The 21,568-nt window shown below is 65.1% G+C and carries 2 protein-coding genes (1 of these 2 only partly in view); both read right to left on the reverse strand.

Annotation, left to right across the window (positions count from 1 at the left end):
- On the reverse strand, window positions 1-14,472 hold the full coding sequence (locus BOP93_RS15370; RefSeq protein ID WP_104503319.1) for a non-ribosomal peptide synthetase: 14,472 nt from the start codon (window positions 14,470-14,472) through the stop codon (window positions 1-3).
- Window positions 14,469-21,568, reverse strand: partial view of a non-ribosomal peptide synthetase gene (locus tag BOP93_RS15375; protein WP_104503320.1) — the 3' portion only. It continues 5,839 nt past the right edge of the window; only the last 7,100 of its 12,939 coding nucleotides appear in the window; its start codon lies beyond the right edge, outside the window; the stop codon is at window positions 14,469-14,471. The genes BOP93_RS15370 and BOP93_RS15375 overlap by 4 nt, the downstream gene beginning before the upstream one ends.

Genomic DNA, 21,568 nt, shown 5'->3' on the forward strand with positions numbered 1-21,568 from the left:
TCAAGACACCACCTCCCCAACCACAACCCCCTCAACCCACCACCTGGCCAACCCCGAAACATTCGGCGCCTTGAGCAAAGTGAAATGATTCCCCCCGCCATACCAAACCTGCAACCCACGCCCCTGCCCCCGCCACCCCTCAATCATCAACCCCTGCTCACGCTGATTACCCGCCGCATCCAGCGCCGGGTCACGCGCCAGCACCAAACGCACCACCCCGTCATACCGCCCCTGCGGCCGATACACCGTACGCAACGCCGCCGCATAAGTCCGCGCCGGGCCAACCATCGCATCCCCGGCAGACCGCGCCGGCAACAACCCAACCCCAACCATCCCCGCATGCAACGCCTGGCGCTGCGCCACCTCATCACTCGCGGCAAAATCCAGCGGATCGATCCCCAGGGATCTCCCGGCCGCCAACTGCATCGCCTCAATCAACCGCAACAACGCCGCCGTCGACGTATACGGCCGCCCCACCACACCATTACCCCCCGGCGACTCACTGTCGATCACCGTCAACGACGCCACCTCGCGGCCCATCGCCTGCAAGCGCAGCGCCATTTCCAGCGCGACCCAGCCGCCAAACGAATGCCCGACCAGGTGCACCGGCCCCGCCGGGCACTCATGAATCAGCGCCGTCAGGTAACACTGCGCCGCCGCTTCCACCTGGCTGTGCGGCACCGCTTCACCGTCCAGCCCGCGCGGCTGCAGGCCATACAACGGCCAGTCCCGCCCCAGCGCCTCGCTCAAGCCGACGAAGCCGGTCACGCTGTCGCCCGCACCGGGCACGCAGAACACCGGCGCATGCCCGGCCTTGCCGCCCTGGATACGCAGCAAGGGCTGATGCGTCGCCTCCATCACCGGTAAAGACTCAGCCAACGCTTGGGCCATCGCCGCGCCCAGGCTGCGGATATGCGGAGCCTGCATCATGCTCTGGTGATTGCCGGGCACTTCAATCTGGCGCAGTTGACCGGATGCCAGCGCGTCCTCCCAGCCCAACGACTCACTGCGCCGCGACAGTTCGGTCGGCCGTTCCCGGGCGCTGAACAGATGCACCGGAATCGGCAGCGGGAACAGGCTGTAATGCGCCAGCGCATGCCCATGCCCGACTTCGCGCTCGATGAAACTGATCAAGTCGGCGTCCGCGGCCGCCGCCATTTGCGGGTATAACAAACCTTCATCGCGACAACATTGCAGCAGGCCCGCAAGGTCCAGCTGTTGAGTGTCTGCTTCCAGTTGCGCCAATCTCGCCACTTCATGCGTGCCTCCTTGTACGGTCCAATGGGCCGTGCACTGCAGCAGCAGATGCCGCTTGAGCGCCTGCGGCCCTTCCCAGCGTGCCTTGCCCTGATCGGTCATGCGCGGCACGAAGGTGTCGATCAGGCCAAGGAACGCGACGCTTTCGTCCAGCCCCAACAGCTGCATGGCCACTTCATAGGCCAGCACCCCGCCGAACGACCATCCCGCCACACGGTAGGGACCGTGCGGCTGGATCTCGCGAATCAGGCCGACCATGCGCGCCGCCAAGCCCTCCATGGTGTTCAGGTGAGCCTCACCCAGCGCCAGGCCCGGCAGACCATAGATCGGGTAGTCACCCGGCAGGTGCTGACCCAGCGCCGGGAAATACACGTCCATGCCGCTGAACTCGTGCACCAGGAACAAGGCCGGCTGGGCACCGCTGCTGCGCACGGTTACCACCGTGGTGCAGCGCGTTGCCTGCTCGTCACGCTCGCGCAACATCGAGGCCACGTTCGCCACGCTGACGTGCTCAAAGAGCTCGGCCAGGCTCACCTGCAGACCCGCCTCCTCCATCAGGCCGACCAGGCGAATGGCAAGCAGGGAATGACCGCCCAATTCGAAGAAACTGTCATCGCGGCCGACCTGCTCAAGCTTGAGTACGTCGGCCCATAGCTGACCCAGCCTGTGCTCCAAAGCATCGCGAGGCGGTTCGAACACGCGGTCAGCCGGCGCTTGCAGCGCTGGGACCGGCAAGGCCTTGCGGTCGATCTTGCCATTGGCCGTCAGGGGTAACCGCTCCAGTGACATATAGGCTGACGGCACCATGTAGTCCGGGAGTTGTTCCTGCAGATGGGCACGCAGGCTATCGATGCCAACAGGCTCCGCCGCCCAGGTGAAATAGGCCGCCAGGCGTTTGTCGCCCGGCGCGTCTTCACGGGCCAGCACCACCGCCTCCTGAATGGCGGCGTGGGTCGCCAGGCGTGCTTCAATCTCGCCCAGTTCGATACGAAAACCGCGAATTTTCACTTGGTCGTCGTTGCGCCCCACGCACTCCAGCAAGCCGTCCGCGTTCCAGCGACCCAGGTCGCCGGTGCGGTACATCAGGGCCTCGGGCTTGAAGGGGTCGTGCACAAACTGTTCGGCGCTCAATTGCGCACGATTCAAATACCCCAGGGCCACGCCGTCGCCACCGATACAGATTTCACCAGTCACGCCCAACGGCACCGGCTGCAACTGCGCATCCAGGACATAGACCTGAGTATTGGAAATCGGTCGGCCGATCGGCACGCTGTCCGTGTGGTCGGCGAGTGCGCGCACCTCATGGGTGGTCGCGTAAGTGGTGGTTTCCGTCGGCCCGTAGCAATGCACCAGACGCAGTGCCGGTGCGCGCGCCAACAGGCTGCGGAACGCTGCCGGATCCGCGCGCTCGCCGCCGCACAGGAGGATGCGCAACCCCGCCAACGCATCGGGTATCAGTTGCACGTACTGATTGAACAGCGCCGTGGTGACGAACAGTATCGTCGCCCCCTCCAACGCAGCGCCAAACGCCACCGGATCGAGCAATATGGAATGATCGATGACCTGCACCTGGCCGCCGTTGAGCAGTGGCCCCCACACATCCATCGTGCTGGCGTCAAAGGCCGGGTTGGAGGCGAATGCCACACGATCACCCGCGTTGAAATCCGCATAGCCGTTGTTGATGACCAGCCGGGTGATGCCACGATGAGGCACCACTACGCCCTTCGGCGTGCCGGTGGACCCGGAGGTGTACATGACGTAGGCCACGCTGTCCGACGATTGCGACAGGTCGGGGTTGTGGTCAGGTTGCACATCCAGGGTCAGGGTATCGAGGTCCAGGCGTTGAGCCGGGTAGTCAACGGCTATATCACTGCGGGTCAGCAGCCGCACCGCGCCGCTGTCCTGCAACATGAAACCCTGGCGCTCGGCGGGTGCATTGATATCCAGCGGCACGTAGGCGGCGGCGCATTTCAACACGGCCAGTTGGCCGACTATCAAGTCCACGCCGCGTGGCAGCAGAATCGCTACGCTGTCCCCGGTGCGCACGCCAAGGCCGAGCAGGTGATGGGCCAAGCGGTTGGCGCGAAGGTTGAGGTCAACGTAGCTCACGCGCTGCTCGCCATGCACCACCGCCAGCGCACCGGGACGGGCCCCGGCCTGGGCCTCGAACAAGCGTTGCACCGTGTGTGCGCGGGGGAATTGGCGGGCGGTAGCGTTGAAGTCCTCAAGCAATTGTCGGCGCTCGTCGGCCGGCAGGATCGACACAGCGCTGATGGCGCTGTCGACTGTGCCCTCCAACGCCGTCACCATCTGCTCAAGCGCCGTGGCCAGGTAGCCGCAAAGACGCCGCGCACCCTGACCCGCAGCGCTCAGACTGAAACGGTCGCCCAGGTCGTCCACACTCATCGACAGGCCGTAGCTGGAGCGCTCCTCGCCCTCGAGCAAATAGATGCCCTGCCATGCCTTTGCGACATCGTCATTTGGCGTGCCGGGTACCTCGGCACTGTGACGATAGTTGAACAGTACGTTGAACAACGACGTGCCTGCAGGCACGCTGCTGCAACGCTGCGCCAGCGCCAGGGGCGCGTGTTCGTGCTTGAGCAACTGCGCCAGGCGCGCATGGGTGTCGCGCAGCGCACCCCGCACCGAGTGTTCACCCAGGTCGACGCGCAGCGGCAAGGTATTGATAAAGACACCCATGGCCCGTTCGGCCCCTTCGCCGCCCTGCAGGCGGCCCAGCATCACGGTGCCGAACACGACCGACTCGCGCACGGCCACCTTGCCCATGACCAGGGCCCAGGCCAGGTGCATGACGCTGGCAGCGCTCACGCCGGCCCGACGCGCCTGGGTACGCAGGCGCTGGCTCAGCACAAGGTCGAGCAGGCTTTGCACCTGTTCAATCGGGCCCAGCTCACACAGGCAGGTCGGCTCATCGACTTGGGCGAGCATGTCGCTGAAGAACGCTTCATGCTCTTGGTCGGTGATGCCCAGGCGGGTCTGGGCAACGTAATTGCGATACGGCACCGGTGCGCTCAGCGTATCGCCTTTGCCGCCCAGGAAGGCCTGCAGGTCATGCTTGAGGATGCCCAGGGTCACGTGGTCCATCACCAAGTGGTGAAACAGCAAGGTGGCCACCACGCGCTGCGGTTCCTCGGTGTAGACCAGGCGCATCACCGGTGCCTGAGCCAGGTCCAGGCGCTGCGGCAACGGCCCCTTTTCAACGTGCAGGGACGCCTCACGCCACACAACTTGCATCGGCTCTTGCAAGCCGTCCCAATGGAACGAGGAACGCAGGATGTCATGACGCCGGATCACCGCCTGCAATGCCTCGGCAAATGCGTGCAAGCGTGCCGTGCTGTCGAAGGCAAATTGCGCCTGCAGCACATACACGTCGTCCTCCTGCACCGCGCGGTGGTGGTACAGAATTCCCTGCTGCAACGGGGCCAGCGGGTAGATATCCTGCACATTCGCGGCCCCGCCGGGGATGACGGCGACAACACGGTCGATGGCCGGCTGATCCAGGCGCGCCAGCGTCAGCATGGACGGTGTGATGGCGTCGCAATCGGCGGCGATGCCATTGGCGGGTACGGCCACTTCCCGGCTGCCACCCAGGGTCGCCGCCAGGGCCGCCAACGTCGGCTGGCTGAACAGCACGTTCATGTCCGCCGACAACCCGAGCTGGCGCAGGCGCCCCATCAAACTCACGGCCATCAATGAATGCCCGCCCAGCTCGAAGAAGTTATCCTGCCGCCCTATACGCTCCACCCCCAGCAACTCGGCCCACACGCTGGCCAAGGCGATTTCGGTATCGCCCTGGGGCGCTTCGTAGTCGCGCACGCTCACCGACTCCACGTCCGGCGCAGGCAGTGCCTTGCGATCGAGCTTGCCGTTGGGGCTCAGCGGCAACGCGTCCAGGCGCACAAACACAGCGGGCACCATGAACGCCGGAAGCTGTTGCGCCAAGTGACTGCGCAGCTCATGGATGTCGCACGCGTCGGCGGTGTAGTAAGCGATCAGGCGTTGCTCACGGGCCACCACCACCGCTTCGTTGACCGCGGGATGCTCGGTCAGTCGCGCCTGGATTTCCCCCAGTTCTATCCGCAAGCCATGGATTTTCACCTGGTCGTCATTGCGCCCCAGGTATTGGAGTGTGCCGTCGGGCAGATAACGGCCGAGGTCACCGGTACGGTACAAGCGTCCCTCGGTAAACGGGTCATCAAGGAAGCGCTCGGCCGTCAGTTCAGGACGGTTCAAATAGCCCCGCGCCACTTGCACGCCGCCAATGAACAGCTCGCCCACCACACCCAGGGGCACCGGCTGCATCTGCGTGTCCAGCACGTACATGCGGGTATTGGCGATCGGTTTGCCGATGGGCGTGTTTTCCGGCACGTCGCAAGGCAGGCAGGACCACGCCGTCACGTCCACCGCCGCTTCAGTCGGACCGTACAGGTTATAGAGGTTGACGCCCGGCAGTTGCTGCTTGAAGCGCCGCACCAGGCTGCCTGGCAGCGCTTCACCACTGCACATCACGCGTTGCAGGCCCGCTACCTGGCTGACATCGCCATAGGCAAGGAAGACATCGAGCATTGACGGCACAAAGTGCAACGTCGTGATCGCTTCACCTTCGATGACCTCGCACAGGTAAGCGGGGTCCTTGTGACCGCCCGGACGCGCCATCACCAGCCGAGCACCGATGGACAACGGCCAGAAAAATTCCCACACCGATACGTCAAAGCTGAACGGGGTTTTCTGCAGGACTGCGTCGTCGCAGGTCAGTCCGTATTCGTCCTGCATCCACAGCAGGCGGTTGACCACCGCGCCATGATCGTTGATCACCCCCTTGGGCTGCCCGGTGGAGCCTGAGGTGTAGATCACGTAAGCACTTGCACCGCGTACTGCCGGGTTGTCAGTCGGTTGGTGCTGCCAGCACGGCTGGTCCAATTCAAGCACCGCCACCTCGCCCAGCAAACCACGCGTAGCGACCTGGGCAAGCACCACCTGCGGTGCACTGTCTTGCAGCATGTAGGCGATCCGCTCCTGGGGATACGCCGGATCCAGCGGCACATAGGCCGCGCCGGCCTTGAGCACCGCGTACAGGGCGATAACCATGTCCAGGCCACGCTCTGCGCAGATGGCTACGCGGGCATCCGGCTGCACACCGAGCGCCAGCAGATGATGGGCCAATTGGTTGGCGCGGCTATTGAGTTCGGCATAGGTCAATTGCTGCGTGCCCGCCTTCAGCGCAATCGCATCCGGCGTGCGTTCAACCTGCGCTTCGAACAGGCCATGCAGGGTCTGGTCGAGGTTGTAGTCGACTGCCGTAGCGTTGAAATCAAACAGCACCTGCTGACGCTCGCGCGCCCCCAGCAACGGCGTATGCTCCAGCACCGCCTGGTCGTCTTCGACCATCGCCTGCAACAGACCAATCAGGTAGCCGACGTAACGCTGCACCGTCGCCTCATCGAACAAGGCCACCGCGTATTCCAACGTGCCCAGAATGCAGCCGTCGACTTCGCCCAGGCTCAGCGCCAGATCGAACTTGGCAAAGTGGCTGTTCTCGACGATCGCCTCCAGCGTCAGGTCGCCGAGGGCCAGCGCCGGTGCACTGCTGTCCTGCCAGGTCAGCAACACCTGGAAGATCGGGCTGTGTGCCAGGCTGCGCAGCGGCCGGAGGATCTCCACGACTTTTTCGAACGGCAGGTCCTGGTGAGACTGAGCCGCCAGCGTCACCGCCTTGACCCGCGCCAACAGTGCCTCGGTGCTCAGCTCGCCGCAGGTGTCGATGCGCACGGCAAGCGTGTTGACGAACAAGCCAATCAGTCCTTCCACTTCACTGCGGGCCCGGTTGGCTACCGGCGAGCCGATCACCAGGTCGTGCTGACCGGACAACCGTGCAAGCAGCGACGCCCAGGCGCTCATCACTGTCATGTACAGCGTCACCCCGTGCCTCTGGCTCAACGCCTTGAGCCCGGCGGTCAGACGCTCATCCAGGCGCACCTGGACCGTATCTCCGGCATAGCTCTGCTGCGCCGGGCGGGGCCGATCGGTAGGCAGGGACAGCAACGGCGGCGCGCCGGCCAGGGTTTGCTGCCAGTAGGCGCTTTGGTGGTTGAGGACTTCGCCACTCAGCCAGCGCCGTTGCCACACGGCAAAATCGGCGTACTGGATCGGCAGCGGCGGCAACGGGTCGGGCAGGCCATGACTGAAGGCCTGGTACAGCGCCATCAGTTCCCGGGTGAGCACGCCCATGGACCAGCCATCAGAAACGATGTGGTGCAGGGTCAGCAGCAGCACATGGTGATCGTCGGCCATTGCCACCAGACGTCCACGTATCAGCGGACCTTGTTCCAGGTCGAACGGTGCCGAGGCTTCGCCGTGGATCAATGCGTCCAAGGCCTGCTGAGGATGGGAGTGATGCCGCAGGTTCTGCAGTTGCAGCGGCAACACCTCTTCAGGCGGTGCAATCAGCACCCGCGCGTCGTCGCCGTGCTGGGCAAAGCGGCTGCGCAGGGTTTCATGTCGCGCAACAATACGTGCCAAGGCGCGTTGCAGCGCCTGCACATGCAATTGCCCGCGCAGTCGCAAGCCGGTGGGAATGTTATAGGCGGTATTGGCGCCTTCCATCAGCGCCAGGAACCACAGGCGTTGCTGGGCGAAGGACAACGGGATGTTTTCTTCACGATTGGCCGGCAGGATATCCGGCAAAGTGCTGCGACCGGACTGGGCCAGCACGGCGGCGACTGCGCTGAGTTCGGCATTGGCGAAAAAATCGCTCAGCAGCAGCTCTATGCCCAGGCGCTGACGCACCTGGGACACCATGCGCATGGCCAGCAGCGAGTGACCGCCCAGCTCGAAAAAGTTGTCGCGCCGGCCTACTTGCGCCACCTGCAACACATCGGCCCAAATCTGCGCGAGCACGCTTTCAAGCTCGCCCTCGGGCGCAATGTACTCACGGATAAACAGGGCCGACAGGTCCGGCTTTGGCAGGGCCTTGCGATCGAGCTTACCGTTGGCCGTCAGCGGGAGCGCATCGAGCCGCATGTACGCGGCCGGGACCATGTAGCCCGGCAGACGCGCGACCAGGTGCGCACGGATATCAGCGCCAGCCAGGGGGCTTTCCGACGGATGCGCGGTGAAATACGCCACCAGCCGCTCGTCACAGACCAGCACCACGACATCCTGAATACCCGGCAACTGGTTGAGTTGGGTTTCGATTTCACCCAGTTCGATGCGCACACCACGGATTTTCACCTGATCGTCGTTGCGGCCCAGGTACTCCAGGGTGCCGTCGGGCAACCAACGCGCCAAGTCACCGGTGCGGTACATGCGACCCGCATTGAACGGGTCATGCAGGAAGCGTTCGGCGCTCAGTTCCGAGCGGTTCAGGTAACCGCGCGCCACGCCTTGGCCGCCGACATACATTTCTCCGGCCACCCCCAGCGGCACCGGACGCTGCTGTTCGTCGAGCAGGTATACCGTGGCATTGGCGACAGGCTTGCCGATATGCAGCGGCTGGCCGACCTCGATCTGGCCGGAGGTGGCGACCACTGTGGCTTCGGTGGGCCCGTAGTTATTGACCAGTGCGTAACGCTGCGGGCGCGTGAACTGGCGCAAGCGGTCGCCACCGATCAGCAAGGTGCGCAGTGTCGGATGTTCGATCTGCTGGCTGAAGGCGTACTCAGCGACCGGTGTCGGCAGGAAGCACACGTCCAGCGGTTGCGCGCACCACCAGGCGAGCAGTGCGTCGACATCCTCGACGCCGTCATGGGCCGGTGGCACGTGCAGGGTCGCGCCGACACACAGCGCCGGCCAGACTTCCCAGGCCATCGCATCGAATCCGAAGCCGGCGACACTGGCGGTATGGTCGCCGGCATGCAGATCAAAAGCACGACAGTGCCAGTCCACCAGGTTCACCACACTGTGGTGTTCCACCATCACACCTTTGGGCAAGCCGGTGGAGCCGGAGGTGTAAATCACATAGGCCAGATTGGACGGGCCGGCAGCGACTTCGGGATGAAGTTGCGCAGGGATAAGCCAGTCAGCGCCATCCAGCTCGACTACCGGCACGTCGAGGGCCGGCAACCTTGGCAGCAACGCGCGCTGGCTCAGCACTGCCACGGGCGCGCAGTCGCAGAGCAGATAGGCCAGGCGCTCGGCGGGATGCGCTGGATCGACCGGTACATAACACGCGCCGGACTTGAGGATCCCCAGCAACCCGACCAGGGTGTCGAGGCCGCGACGGGCGACGATGGCTACGCGGTCGTCGGGCTTGATGCCCAGGCCGCGCAGGTGATTTGCCAGATGGCTGGCGTGCCTGTCGAGTTCGGCATAGGTCAGGTGGTGCTCGCCGGCCTTGGCCGCAATGGCATTGGGCGTGCGCTCGGCCTGAGCGGCGACAAGCCCGTGCACGGTCTGCTCGACGTTGTTGGGCATCGATGTCGCATTGAAGTCCACCAGCACCCGCTGGCACTCAGGTTCCTCCATCAGCGGCACATGGGCCAGCACCGCACGGTCGTCGGCGACCATGGCCTGCAACAGGCGGGTGAAATAGCCGACGTAGCGCTGCACCGTCGCCTCATCGAACAGCGCGACAGCGTATTGCAGCGCACCACGGATCCTGCCTTGGTCTTCACCCAGGTCCAGGGTCAGCTCAAACTTGGCAAACAGGCTCTCTTGAGCAACGCCTTCAATCACCAGATCGCCCAACGTCAGGGTGGGCGCGCTGGCGTCCTGCCAGGCCAGCAGTGTCTGAAACAGCGGCGTGTGGGCCAGGCTGCGCACCGGCTGGGTAATCTCCACCACCTGTTCGAACGGCAGATCCTGATGGGACTGGGCCGCCAGCGACACCGCCTTGACCCGCGCCAGCAGCACTTCGGTGCTCGGTTCACCCGAGGTATCGATGCGCAGGGCCAGGGTATTGACGAACAGGCCGATCAGCCCTTCCACTTCACTGCGCGTCCGGTTTGCCACCGGCGAGCCAATCACCAGGTCATGCTGGCCGGACAACCGTGCCAGCAGCGCTGCCCAGGCGCTTAAAAGGGTCATGTAAAGCGTGACGCCATGGCGTTGACTCAACGCCTTCAGCGCGGCTGTCAGGCGCTCGTCCACATGCACTTCGACGCTGCTGCCGGCATAGTCTTGCTGCGCCGGACGTGGACGATCAGTGGGCAGCGTGAGCAAGGCCGGCGCATCCGCCAGCACGTGCTGCCAGTAATCGCTCTGGCGGTGCAGCACTTCACCGCTGAGCCACAAACGTTGCCAAATGGCGAAATCACCGTACTGGATGGTCAACGGCGGCAGCGGGTCGGGCTGGCCGTGGATGAACGCCTGGTACAGCGCCATCAGTTCGCGGGTCAGCACGCCCATGGACCAGCCGTCGGAGACAATGTGGTGCAAGGTCAGCAGCAGCACATGATGATCGTCGGCCATCATCACCAGGTGCCCACGCAGCAGCGGGCCGCGCTCCAGGTCAAACGTGGCCGAGGCCTCGTGGCGGATCAGCGCTTCAAGGGCCTGTTGCGGCTCGGGATGACCGCGCAGGTCCAGCGACTGCAGCGGCATGGCATCGTCGGCGGGCACGGTCAGCACCTGGGTGTCATCGCCCACCTGGACAAAACGGCTGCGCAGGGTGTGATGGCGCCTGACGATGCAGGCCAATGCCTCTTGCAGCGCCTGCACGTGCAATTGCCCACGCAGGGCCAAGCCTATGGGGATGTTGTAGGCACTGTTGCCGCCGTCCATGTTGGCCAGAAACCACAGGCGCTGCTGGGCGAACGACAGCGGCACATCCTCGCCACGATTGGCCGGCAGAATATCCGGCAAGGTGCTGCGACCCGCCTGGGCCAGCACGTGAGCAACCGCCGCCAGTTCGGCGTTGGCGAACAAGTCGCCCAGCACCAGCTCCACTCCCAGGCGCTGGCGCACCTGGGAGACCATGCGCATGGCCAGCAGCGAATGCCCGCCCAGTTCGAAGAAGTGATCGCGCCGCCCAACCCGCTCCACTTGCAACACGTCGGCCCAGATCTGCGCCAACACGCTTTCGATTTCGCCCTGCGGCGCCTCGTATTCACGGCTGAATACCGCAGCCATATCCGGCGCCGGCAGCGCCTGGCGGTCGAGCTTGCCGTTGGCGGTCAGGGGCAGCGTGTCGAGCTTCATGAACGCCACCGGCACCATGTAGTCCGGCAGATGGGCCACCAGGTGCGCGCGGATATCAGTGACGGCCAGCGCATCCAGTTGCGGGCTTTCGGTGAAATACGCCACCAGCCGCTCTTCACGCACCAGCACCACCGCCTCCAGGATGCCCGGCAGTTGGTTGAGCCGGGTTTCGATTTCGCCCAGTTCGATGCGCATGCCACGGATTTTCACCTGGTCATCGTTGCGCCCCAAATACTCCAGGTTACCGTCGGGCAGCCAGCGCGCCAGGTCGCCGGTGCGGTACATGCGCCCGCTGCTGAACGGGTCGCGCAGGAACCGCTCGGCGGTCAATTCCGGGCGATTGAGATAGCCGCGCGCCACGCCCTTGCCGCCCACGTAGAGTTCACCCGCCACGCCCAACGGCACCGGGCGCAGCTGTTCGTCCAGCAGATAGACCCTGGCATTGGCGATAGGCTTGCCGATATGCAACGGCTGGCCCGCCTCGATCTTGCCGGCGGTGGCGACCACCGTGGCTTCGGTGGGACCATAGTTGTTGATCAGCTCGAAGCGCTGCGCCCGCCCGAAATGGCGCAGGCGATCGCCGCCGATCAGCAGTGTGCGCAGGGTCGGGTGTTCGATGTTCTGGCTGAAGGCGTACTCGGCCACCGGTGTCGGCAGGAAGCACACGTCCAGCGGTTGCGCGCACCACCAGGCGAGCAGCGCGTCGATGTCTTCAGCGCCGTCGTGGGCCGGCGGCAGGTGCAGGGTGGCGCCCGCGCACAGCGCCGGCCACACTTCCCAGGCCATCGCATCAAAGCCGAAACCGGCCACGCTGGCGGTATGCCGCCCGGCGCGCAGGTCGAAGGCGCTGCAATGCCAATCCACCAGGTTGGCCACGGTGTGATGCTCCACCATCACCCCTTTGGGCAGGCCGGTGGAGCCGGAGGTGTAGATCACATAGGCCAGGTTCGACGCCGTCATGGCCACATCGGGATTGCTCGCCGAGTGGTGGTGCCAGGTGTAGCGGTCCAGGTTGATCACCGGCACCTCCAGCTCCGGCAGGCGCTCGAGCAAGGCGTGCTGGGTCAGCACGGCCACCGGAGCGCTGTCGCTGAGCAGGTAGCTCAGGCGCTCGGCCGGGTGGGATGGGTCTACCGGCACGTAGCAGGCGCCGGCCTTAAGAATCGCCAGCAACCCGGCCAGGGTGTCCAGGCCACGGCGCGCGACGATGGCCACGCGGTCATCAGGCTTGACCCCCAGCGCCAGCAAATGATGGGCCAGCAGGTTGGCTTGCTGATTGAGTTCGGCGTAGCTCAGCGTGCGGTCCAGGCACACCGCCGCGATGGCATCCGGGGTCAGCGCGGCCTGGGCTTCGATGCGCGCGTGCAAGGTGCTGCCCTGAGGGAACACCGCCTGGGTTGCGTTGAACTGCTCGAGCAACAGGCGCTGCTCGGCCAGCGGCACCACCGGCAACTGGTTGAGCGCGGTGTGCGGCGCCTGCTCCAGGGCGCTTACCAGGTTTTCCAGTGCGGTTTGCAGGTAGGCGCAGACGCGGTGCGGGTCGACCTGGGTGCAGGCGAGCAAACGCAAGATGAAGCTATCGCCCAGGTCATCCACGCTCAGCGTCAGCGGGTAGTTGGTACGCTCCTGCGAGCTCAACATTTCGATGCCGTTCCATGCCGCCACTGCCTCGGCCTGATTGCCGGAACCGCTGTGCCGGTAATTGAGCAACGCACTGAACAGTGGCGTGGGCGCAGTCACTCCACTGCAGCGCTGCGCCAACGCCAAAGGGGCGTGCTCATGGCGCAGCAACGTCGTCAGCCGTGCATGGGTGTCCCTGATGCCGGTGCGCACATCCGCATGACCGACGTCCACACGAAACGGCAAGGTATTGATGAAAATCCCCAGCGCTCTATCGGTCTGCTGACCGCCCTGCATGCGCCCCATCAACACCGTACCGAACACCACGCTTTGCTTGCCTGCCAACACACTCAGCACTTGGGCCCAGGCCATATGGAACACGCTCGCCGCGCTTACGCCCAGATGGCGTGCCTGCTCGCGTACACGTTGATTAAGCGCTGCCGACAGCGGCAGGTCCGCTTCGACGATATCGCGGCCGTCGCCCTGCACATCCTGCAGACCGAAAGGCAAGGTCGGCTCGCAGATATCGCTGAGCATCTGACGGAAAAACGCCTCGTGCTCCTGCTCGCTGACGCCCAGTCGCGCCTGCGCCACGTAATTGCGAAACGGGATGGGCTGGCCCAATTGTTCGCCACGGCCTTGCAACAGCGCCTGCAGTTCATGGCGCACCACGTCCAGCGCGCTGTGGTCCAGGGCCATATGATGAAACAGCAGCATTGCCACCACGCGCTGGCCGGGTTCGCCCCAGGTGCGCACCAGGCGCAACATCGGCGCCTGGGTCACGTCCAGGCGGTAATGGCGAACATCGAACAGCTGGCGCAACTGCTCTGCGATATCACCCTCCGCCGGGTCCAGCTCAAGGGCTTGCACCGGTAACCGGGCCTGGCGCCAGACCACTTGCGAGGGCTGTTCGAGGCCTTCCCAAACCACGCCGGTACGCAGGATATCGTGCCGATCCACGACGCTCTGCAAGGCGTTGGCAAACTGCTCGAAGCGCGCCAGGCTGTCGAAGGCGAACTGCGACTGCATGATGTACGGGTCACCCTGCTCCGTGCTCGCGTGGTGGTAGAGGATGCCTTCCTGCAACGGCGCCAGCGGGTAGATGTCCTGGATATTCGCCACGCCGCCCTCGACGGTGGCGACGATCCGCTCGATCTCGTCCTGGCTCAGGGTGGACAGGGTCAACATGGCCGGGGTGATGCGCTCGGCGCCCGGGGCGATGCCGTTGGCCGGTACTTGCACCTCACCGGCTTTGCCGGCCGAGTATTCACCCGCCTTGATCCGTTCGATCAGGGCCGGCTTGTGTTCGCGCAACGCAGCGAGGATCGCCGGGTCGCTCAAGGCTTGCTTGTTGCCTTGTACGGACAGTTGCTCGCCTTTGAGCGCCAGTTGCACATCCTTCGTTTTCAGGGTTGCCAGCAATTGTTGGATGTTCACAGGACGATCTCCATTCGTTCGGTCATTGCGGCGTAGCCGGCCAGGGTCGGTTGCTCGAACAGCCCTCGCACATCGGCTTCCATGCCTTCCTGGCGCAAGCGCCCGATCAAGCTCACGGCGAGCAGCGAATGCCCGCCCAGTTCAAAGAAATTGTCATGGCGCCCTACTCGCTCCACCTTCAGCAGCTCGGCCCAGAGTCGGGCCAGCAGTATTTCGCAGTCGCCTTCGGGCGCTTCGTACTCACGCACACTCAACGACGCCGTGCCCGGGGCCGGCAGCGCCTTGCGGTCGAGCTTGCCATTGGGGCTCAGGGGCAGCGCGTCGAGGTGCATGAACAACGCGGGCACCATGAAGTCCGGCAGGTGCTGCAAGAGCTGGCTGCGCAGGGCGTCGATGGCGGTGGCCGCGCCGGTGTAGTAGGCGACCAGGCGATCTTCGCAGGCCACGACCACGGCATCTTTCACCGCTGGATGCTCGATCAGTCGCGCCTGGATTTCCCCCAGTTCGATGCGCAGGCCGCGAATTTTCACCTGGTCATCGTTGCGGCCCAGGTACTCGAGATTGCCGTCCGGCAGGTAGCGGCCAAGGTCGCCCGTGCGGTACATCCGGCCCGCGCTGAACGGGTCCTCGAGGAAGCGTTCGGCGGTCAGCTGCGCACGGTTGAGATACCCCCGCGCCACCTGCACGCCACCGATGAACAGCTCACCGACCACCCCCAGCGGCACCGGCTGCAATTGGGCGTCCAGCACGTACATGCGTGTGTTGGCAATCGGCTTGCCGATCGGCGTGTTGTCCGGCACGTCGCTGCGTGCGCAGTTCCATGCGGTCACATCCACTGCGGCTTCGGTCGGGCCATACAGGTTGTACAACCCGATGCCCGGCAGTTGCTGCTTGAAGCGTCGCACCAGGCTGCCCGGCAGCGCTTCACCGCTGCAGATCACGCGCACCAGCCCGGCGGCCTGGCTGACATCGCCGTGGGCCAGGAATACGTCGAGCATCGACGGCACAAAGTGCAGCGTGGTGATGCGCTGCGCCTCAATCACTTCACACAGATACGCCGGGTCCTTGTGGCCGCCCGGCCGCGCCATGACCAGGCGGGCGCCGGTCATCAGCGGCCAGAAGAACTCCCACACCGACACGTCGAAGCTGAAGGGCGTTTTCTGCAACACCGCATCCTGCGCGTTAAGGCCGTACGCGTCCTGCATCCACAGCAGACGGTTGACCACCCCGGCATGTTCATTAATGACCCCCTTGGGTTGGCCGGTGGAGCCGGAGGTGTAGATCACATAAGCCTGATGCCGGGCAGTAAGCTCCGGCACGCTGGGATTGGTGCTCGGCTGGTGCTGCCAGGTGTCGCAGTCCAGATCAAGGGTGGGTATATCACCGAGCAAGGCGCGGGTTGCGCCGTGGGCCAGCACCACCACCGGTGCGCTGTCGTGCAGCATGTAGGCGAGGCGCTCGTGGGGATAGGCCGGGTCAAGCGGGACATAACCGCCGCCGGCCTTGAGGATGGCGAACAAGCCGATGACCATGTCCAGGCCACGCTCCAGGCACACCCCAACCCGGGACTCGGGCCGTACGCCCAGTTCACGCAGGTGATGAGCCAGGCGGTTGGCCCGCTCGTTGAGTTGCCGATAGCTCAGGCGTTGATCGCCCGCTTTCACGGCCTCGGCATCCGGCGTGCGTAAGACCTGCGCCTCGAACAAGCCGTGCAAGGTCTGGTCAAGGTTGTAATCGACTGCGGTCGCGTTGAAGCCGTGCAACAGTGTCTCGCGCTCCTGCTGCCCCAGGATCGACACGCGGCTGATCGGCAGGTGCGGCGCCTGTTCCAGCGCCTCGACCAGCCCAAGCAAAGCCGTCTGCATATAACCGCAGACGCGTTGCGCACCAATGTGCGCAGGCGTCATGACGGTCAGGCGGAAACCATCGCGCTGGTCATCGACGTTCAAGGTCAAGGGGTAATTGGTGCGTTCTTCACTGGCCAGGGTGTGAATCCCTTGCCATGCCTGCGACACCGTCGCCTCCTGGCTGGCGCTGTGGCGGTAATTGAGCACTGCACTGAACAACGGCAGCGGCGCGGCGACGCCACTGCAACGCTGGGCCAGAGCCAGGGAGGCATGTTCATGGCCGAGCAGTGCCGTCAGACGCTCATGGGTGCGCTTGACGGCCGCGCGTACACCGGTCTCATCAATATCCACGCGCAACGGCAAGGTGTTGATGAACATCCCCAGTGCACGGTCGCTGCCTTTGCCCCCCTGCATACGGCCGAGCAGTACCGTACCGAAGACCACGCGGTGCTGGCTGCTGGTGCTGGCCAGCACCCGGGCCCACGCCAGATGAAACAGACTGGCGGCGCTGACACCCGAGAGGCGGGCCTGCGCCCTCAGACGCTGGCTGAAGGCCGGGGCCAGGCTCTGCTGCACCTCTTCGATTGCACTGCCGTCACCTTGCACGTCCTGCAAGCCGAACGGGAGCGTCGGCTCGTCGATGTCTCCCAGCATCTGGCCAAAGAACGCTTCATGTTCGTGCTCTTCGACGCCCAGGCGCGCCTGAGCCACATAGTTGCGGTAAGGAATGGCTGCTTCAGCGATCCGGGGCTGCCCGAGCAAACTGTCTTGCATCTCCTGACGTACGCTGTCGAGGGCCGTGTGATCAAGGGCAATATGGTGGAACAGCAAAATCGCAACGACCCGCTGCTGACCGGGGGCCTCGGCATACACCAGGCGGATCAGCGGCGCCTGGGACATCGGCAGCCGGTAATGGCGCGGGTCGAAACGCTGGTGCAACTGCTCGATGACGTTGCCTTGCAGCGATACGCATTGCACGGCCAGTTCAGCCTTGCGCCACACCACTTGCAGCGGTTGCACCAGGCCCTCCCAGACCACTGCGGTGCGCAGGATATCGTGACGATCGATCACCTGCTGCAGCGCCTGGGCAAAGGCGTTCAGGCGCTCAAGGCTGTCAAACGCCAGGTGCGATTGCAGCAGGTACGGGTCGCCCCGCTCTGCGGTGAGGTAGTGGTAGAAAATGCCTTCCTGCAACGGCGCCAGCGGATAGATATCCTGCACATTGGCGGCGCCGCCGGGCACTTGGTCGATCACCTGATCCAGCGTCGATTGCTCCAGCGTCACCAGCGACAGCATGTCCGCCGTGATGCGTTGGCAGCCGTCGGGAATACGGTTGGCCGGCACCTGCACTTCGCGGCCACTGCCCACGGCGGCGGCCAGCGCGGCCAGGGTCGGCTGGCTGAACAGCACGCGCACATCGGCGCTCAGGCCGACCTGGCGCATGCGCTCGATCAGGCTGACGGCCAGCAATGAATGCCCGCCCAGTTCGAAGAAGTGGTCATGGCGCCCCACCTGCTCCACCTGCAGCACGTCGGCCCAGATCCGCGCCAGGCGGGTTTCCACTTCGCCCTGGGGCGCTTCGTAGTCACGGGTCAGCAGCGCGGCTTGATCGGGGGCCGGCAAAGCCTTGCGGTCCAGCTTGCCGTTGGCGGTCAGGGGCAAGGCCGCAAGTTTCACGTAGGCCACCGGCACCAGGGCCTCGGGCAGTTGCGCGAGCAGTTGCGCGCGCAGCGTGTCGATCGACAGCGCCTGGCGTTCGGTGAACCAGGCGATCAAGCGGCCTTCGCGCACCAGCACCACCGCTTCCGCCACGCCGTCGAGCGCGGCCAGGCGGCTTTCGATTTCGCCCAGTTCAACCCGCACGCCGCGCAGTTTGACCTGGTCATCGTTGCGCCCCAGGTATTCCAGGTTGCCGTCGGGCAGCCAGCGCACCAGGTCGCCGGTGCGGTACATGCGCCCGGGGTTGAACGGGTCTTGCAGGAAGCGCTCGGCGGTCAGGTCCGGGCGATTCAGGTAACCGCGCGCCACGCCGCGGCCACCCACATACAGCTCACCGGCCACGCCCACCGGCACCGGACGCAGGTGCGCATCCAGCACATAGCTGGTGGCATTGGCGACAGGCCGGCCGATATGCAAAGGCTGCCCGGCACGCACACGCCCGGAGGTGGCGACCACCGTGGCTTCGGTGGGGCCGTAGTTATTGATCAGGGCAAACCGTCGTTCCTGGCTGAACTGGCGCAGGCGGTCGCCACCGATCAGCAGCATGCGCAAGGTCGGGTGTTGCAGGTTCAGGCTGAAGGCGTACTCGGCCACCGGGGTGGGCAGAAAGCTCACGTCCAGCGGCTGCGCCAGCCACCAGGCCAACAGTTCGTCGATGTTTTCATTGCCCACCTCGGCGGGCGGCAGGTGCAGGGTCGCGCCCACGCACAGCGCCGGCCAGACTTCCCAGGCCAGCGCATCGAAACCGAAACCGGCGACGCTGCTGGTATGGCTGGCAGCCCGCAGGCCGAAGGCCTCGCAATGCCAATGCACAAGGTTTTCCACGTGGTGATGCTCCACCATCACGCCCTTGGGCTGGCCGGTGGAACCGGAGGTGTAGATCACGTAGGCCAGGTGCGCCGGGGTCAGTGCGCCGAGTTGCGGATTGCTCACAGGGTATTGCTGCAAGCCGGGGTCGTGCAGGTCGACACTGGCGACGCCGCCGAGCAGGTCGCGGGTGCAGGCTTGCGAGAGTACCGCCACCGGTGCGCTGTCCTGCAACAGATAGGCGATCCGCTCCGCCGGGTACGCCGGGTCGATCGGCACATAGCCCGCGCCGGCCTTGAGAATGCCGAGCAGGCCCACCAGCATCTGCGGGCCGCGACGACAGCAGATCGCCACGCGGTCATCCGGCTGCACGCCAAGCCCGAGCAGGTGATGGGCCAGTTGGTTGGCGCGTTGATTGAGCTGCTGATAGGTCAGCGCCACACCGTCCTGCATCACCGCGATGGCTTCGGGCTGACGCTCGGCCTGGACTTCAAAGGCGCCGTGCAGGGTGTGCCCGCGCGGGAAGTCATGGGCGGTGGCGTTGAATTCGCGCAGCAGCGTGTCGCGTTCCGCCGTCGGCAGAATCGGCAGGTGGTGCAAGCGGGTGGCCGGCGCGTTTTCCAGGGCGTCGACCAGCTGCGCCACGGCGTTGTGCATGTAGTCGCACAGGCGCTGGGCGCCGATCTGCGGCAACGCCAGCACGGCCAGCGCAAAGCCTTCGCCCAGGTCATCCACACTCAGGGTCAGCGGATAGTTGCTGCGCTCTTCGCCGCCGAGCAGTTGTACGCCCTCCCAGATCCCCTGACCGTCGCGGGCCATTTCACCGGGGCTGCTGTGGCGGTAATTGAGCAAGGCGCTGAACAGCGGCGTGGCCGTCGCCACCCCACTGCAACGCTGGGCCAGGGCCAGGGAGGCATGTTCATGCCCGAGCAAGGCGCTCAAGCGTGCATGGGTGGCCTTGACCGCGTCGGCGGCAGCGGCCGCCACATCGACCCGCAGCGGCAAGGTGTTGATGAACATGCCCAGGGCGCGGTCCGCCCCGTCGCCGGCCTGCATGCGGCCCATCAGGACGGTGCCGAACACCACGTCGTCGCGCCCGGACACCAGCCCCAGCACCTGTGCCCAGGCCAGGTGCATCAGGCTCGCGGCGCTCACGCCCAAGTGGCGTGCCTGCTCGCGCACCCGCTGCGCCAGCTCGGCCGGCAGCTGCCGTGCGGCTTCTTCGATGGTGCGGCCGTCGCCCTGCACATCGTGCAAGCCGAACGGCAACGTCGGCTCGTCGACATCGGCGAGCATGCCGCGGAAGAACTGCTCATGCTCGGCCACGCTGACCCCAAGGCGCGCCTGGGCCACGTAGTTGCGAAACGGCGCGGCCTCGGGCAAGTCATCGGCCTGATCCAGCATGAAGGCACGCATCTCCTGGCCCACCACTTCCATGGCGGTATGGTCCAGGGCGAGGTGATGGAACAGCAGGATCGCCGCGACACGCTGATTGGCCGGGTCCTGGGCGTAGACCATGCGCAGCAGCGGCGCCTGGGTGATGTCCAGCCGGTAATGCCGCGCATCGAAGCGCGCATGCAGTTGTTCGATGATGCCGCCGTCGGCCGGGTCCAGGCTGACGGCCTGCACCACCAGCTGCGCCTGGCGCCACACCACTTGCACCGGGCTGTCCAGGCCTTCCCAGACCACCCCGGTGCGCAGGATGTCGTGGCGCGCCACCACCTGTTGCAGCGCGCCCATGAAAGCGTGCAAGCGCTCAAGGCTGTCGAACGCCATGCGCGATTGCAGCAGGTACGGGTCGCCCTGTTCGGCGCTGATATGGTGATAGAGGATGCCTTCCTGCAACGGCGCCAGCGGGTAGATATCCTGCACGTTCGCCGCACCGCCCGGCACGTTGGCCACGATGCGTTCAATGGCGGCCGCGTCGAGTTGCACCAGGCTGAGCATCGACGGGGTGATGTGCGTGCAACCTGCCGGGATGCCATTGGCCGGCACCACGATTTCGCGCCCGCTGCCCACCGCCGCCGCCAATGCCGCGAGGCTAGGCTGGCTGAACAGCACGCGTACATCGGCGCTCAGGTCGACGCGGCGCATGCGCTCGATCAGGCTGACCGCCAGCAACGAATGCCCACCCAGTTCAAAGAAATGATCATGCCGGCCGACGCGCTCGAGCTTGAGCACGTCCTGCCAGATCTGCGCCAGCAGGGTTTCCACTTCGCCCTGGGGGGCCTCGTAGGCACGACTGAGCAGGGCCTGCGGGTCTGGCGCGGGCAAGGCCTTGCGGTCGAGCTTGCCGTTGTTGGTCAAGGGTAAATGGGCCAGCGGCATATAGGCCGAGGGCAACATGTAGTCGGGAAGCAGGCCTTGCAGGTGGGCGTGTACCTCATCGATGCCCAGCGCGGCGTCGGCCCAGGTGAAATAGGCGACCAGGCGCTTGTCCCCCGGCACGTCCTCACGGGCCAGCACGGCGACGTCGCGGATGCCCGCGCAGCTCGCCAGACGCGCCTCGATCTCGCCCAGCTCGATACGGAAACCACGGATTTTCACTTGGTCGTCGTTACGCCCAAGGCATTCGAGCAAGCCGTCCACCGACCAACGCCCAAGATCACCCGTGCGGTACATCAAGGCGTGGGGCTGTTCGGAAAACGGGTCGTGCACGAACTTTTCGGCGCTCAGGTCCGGACGGTTCAAATAGCCCTTGGCCACGCCATCGCCGCCAATGC

The sequence above is a fragment of the Pseudomonas orientalis genome (genome assembly GCF_002934065.1).
Taxonomy (GTDB): Bacteria; Pseudomonadota; Gammaproteobacteria; order Pseudomonadales; family Pseudomonadaceae; genus Aquipseudomonas; species Aquipseudomonas orientalis_A.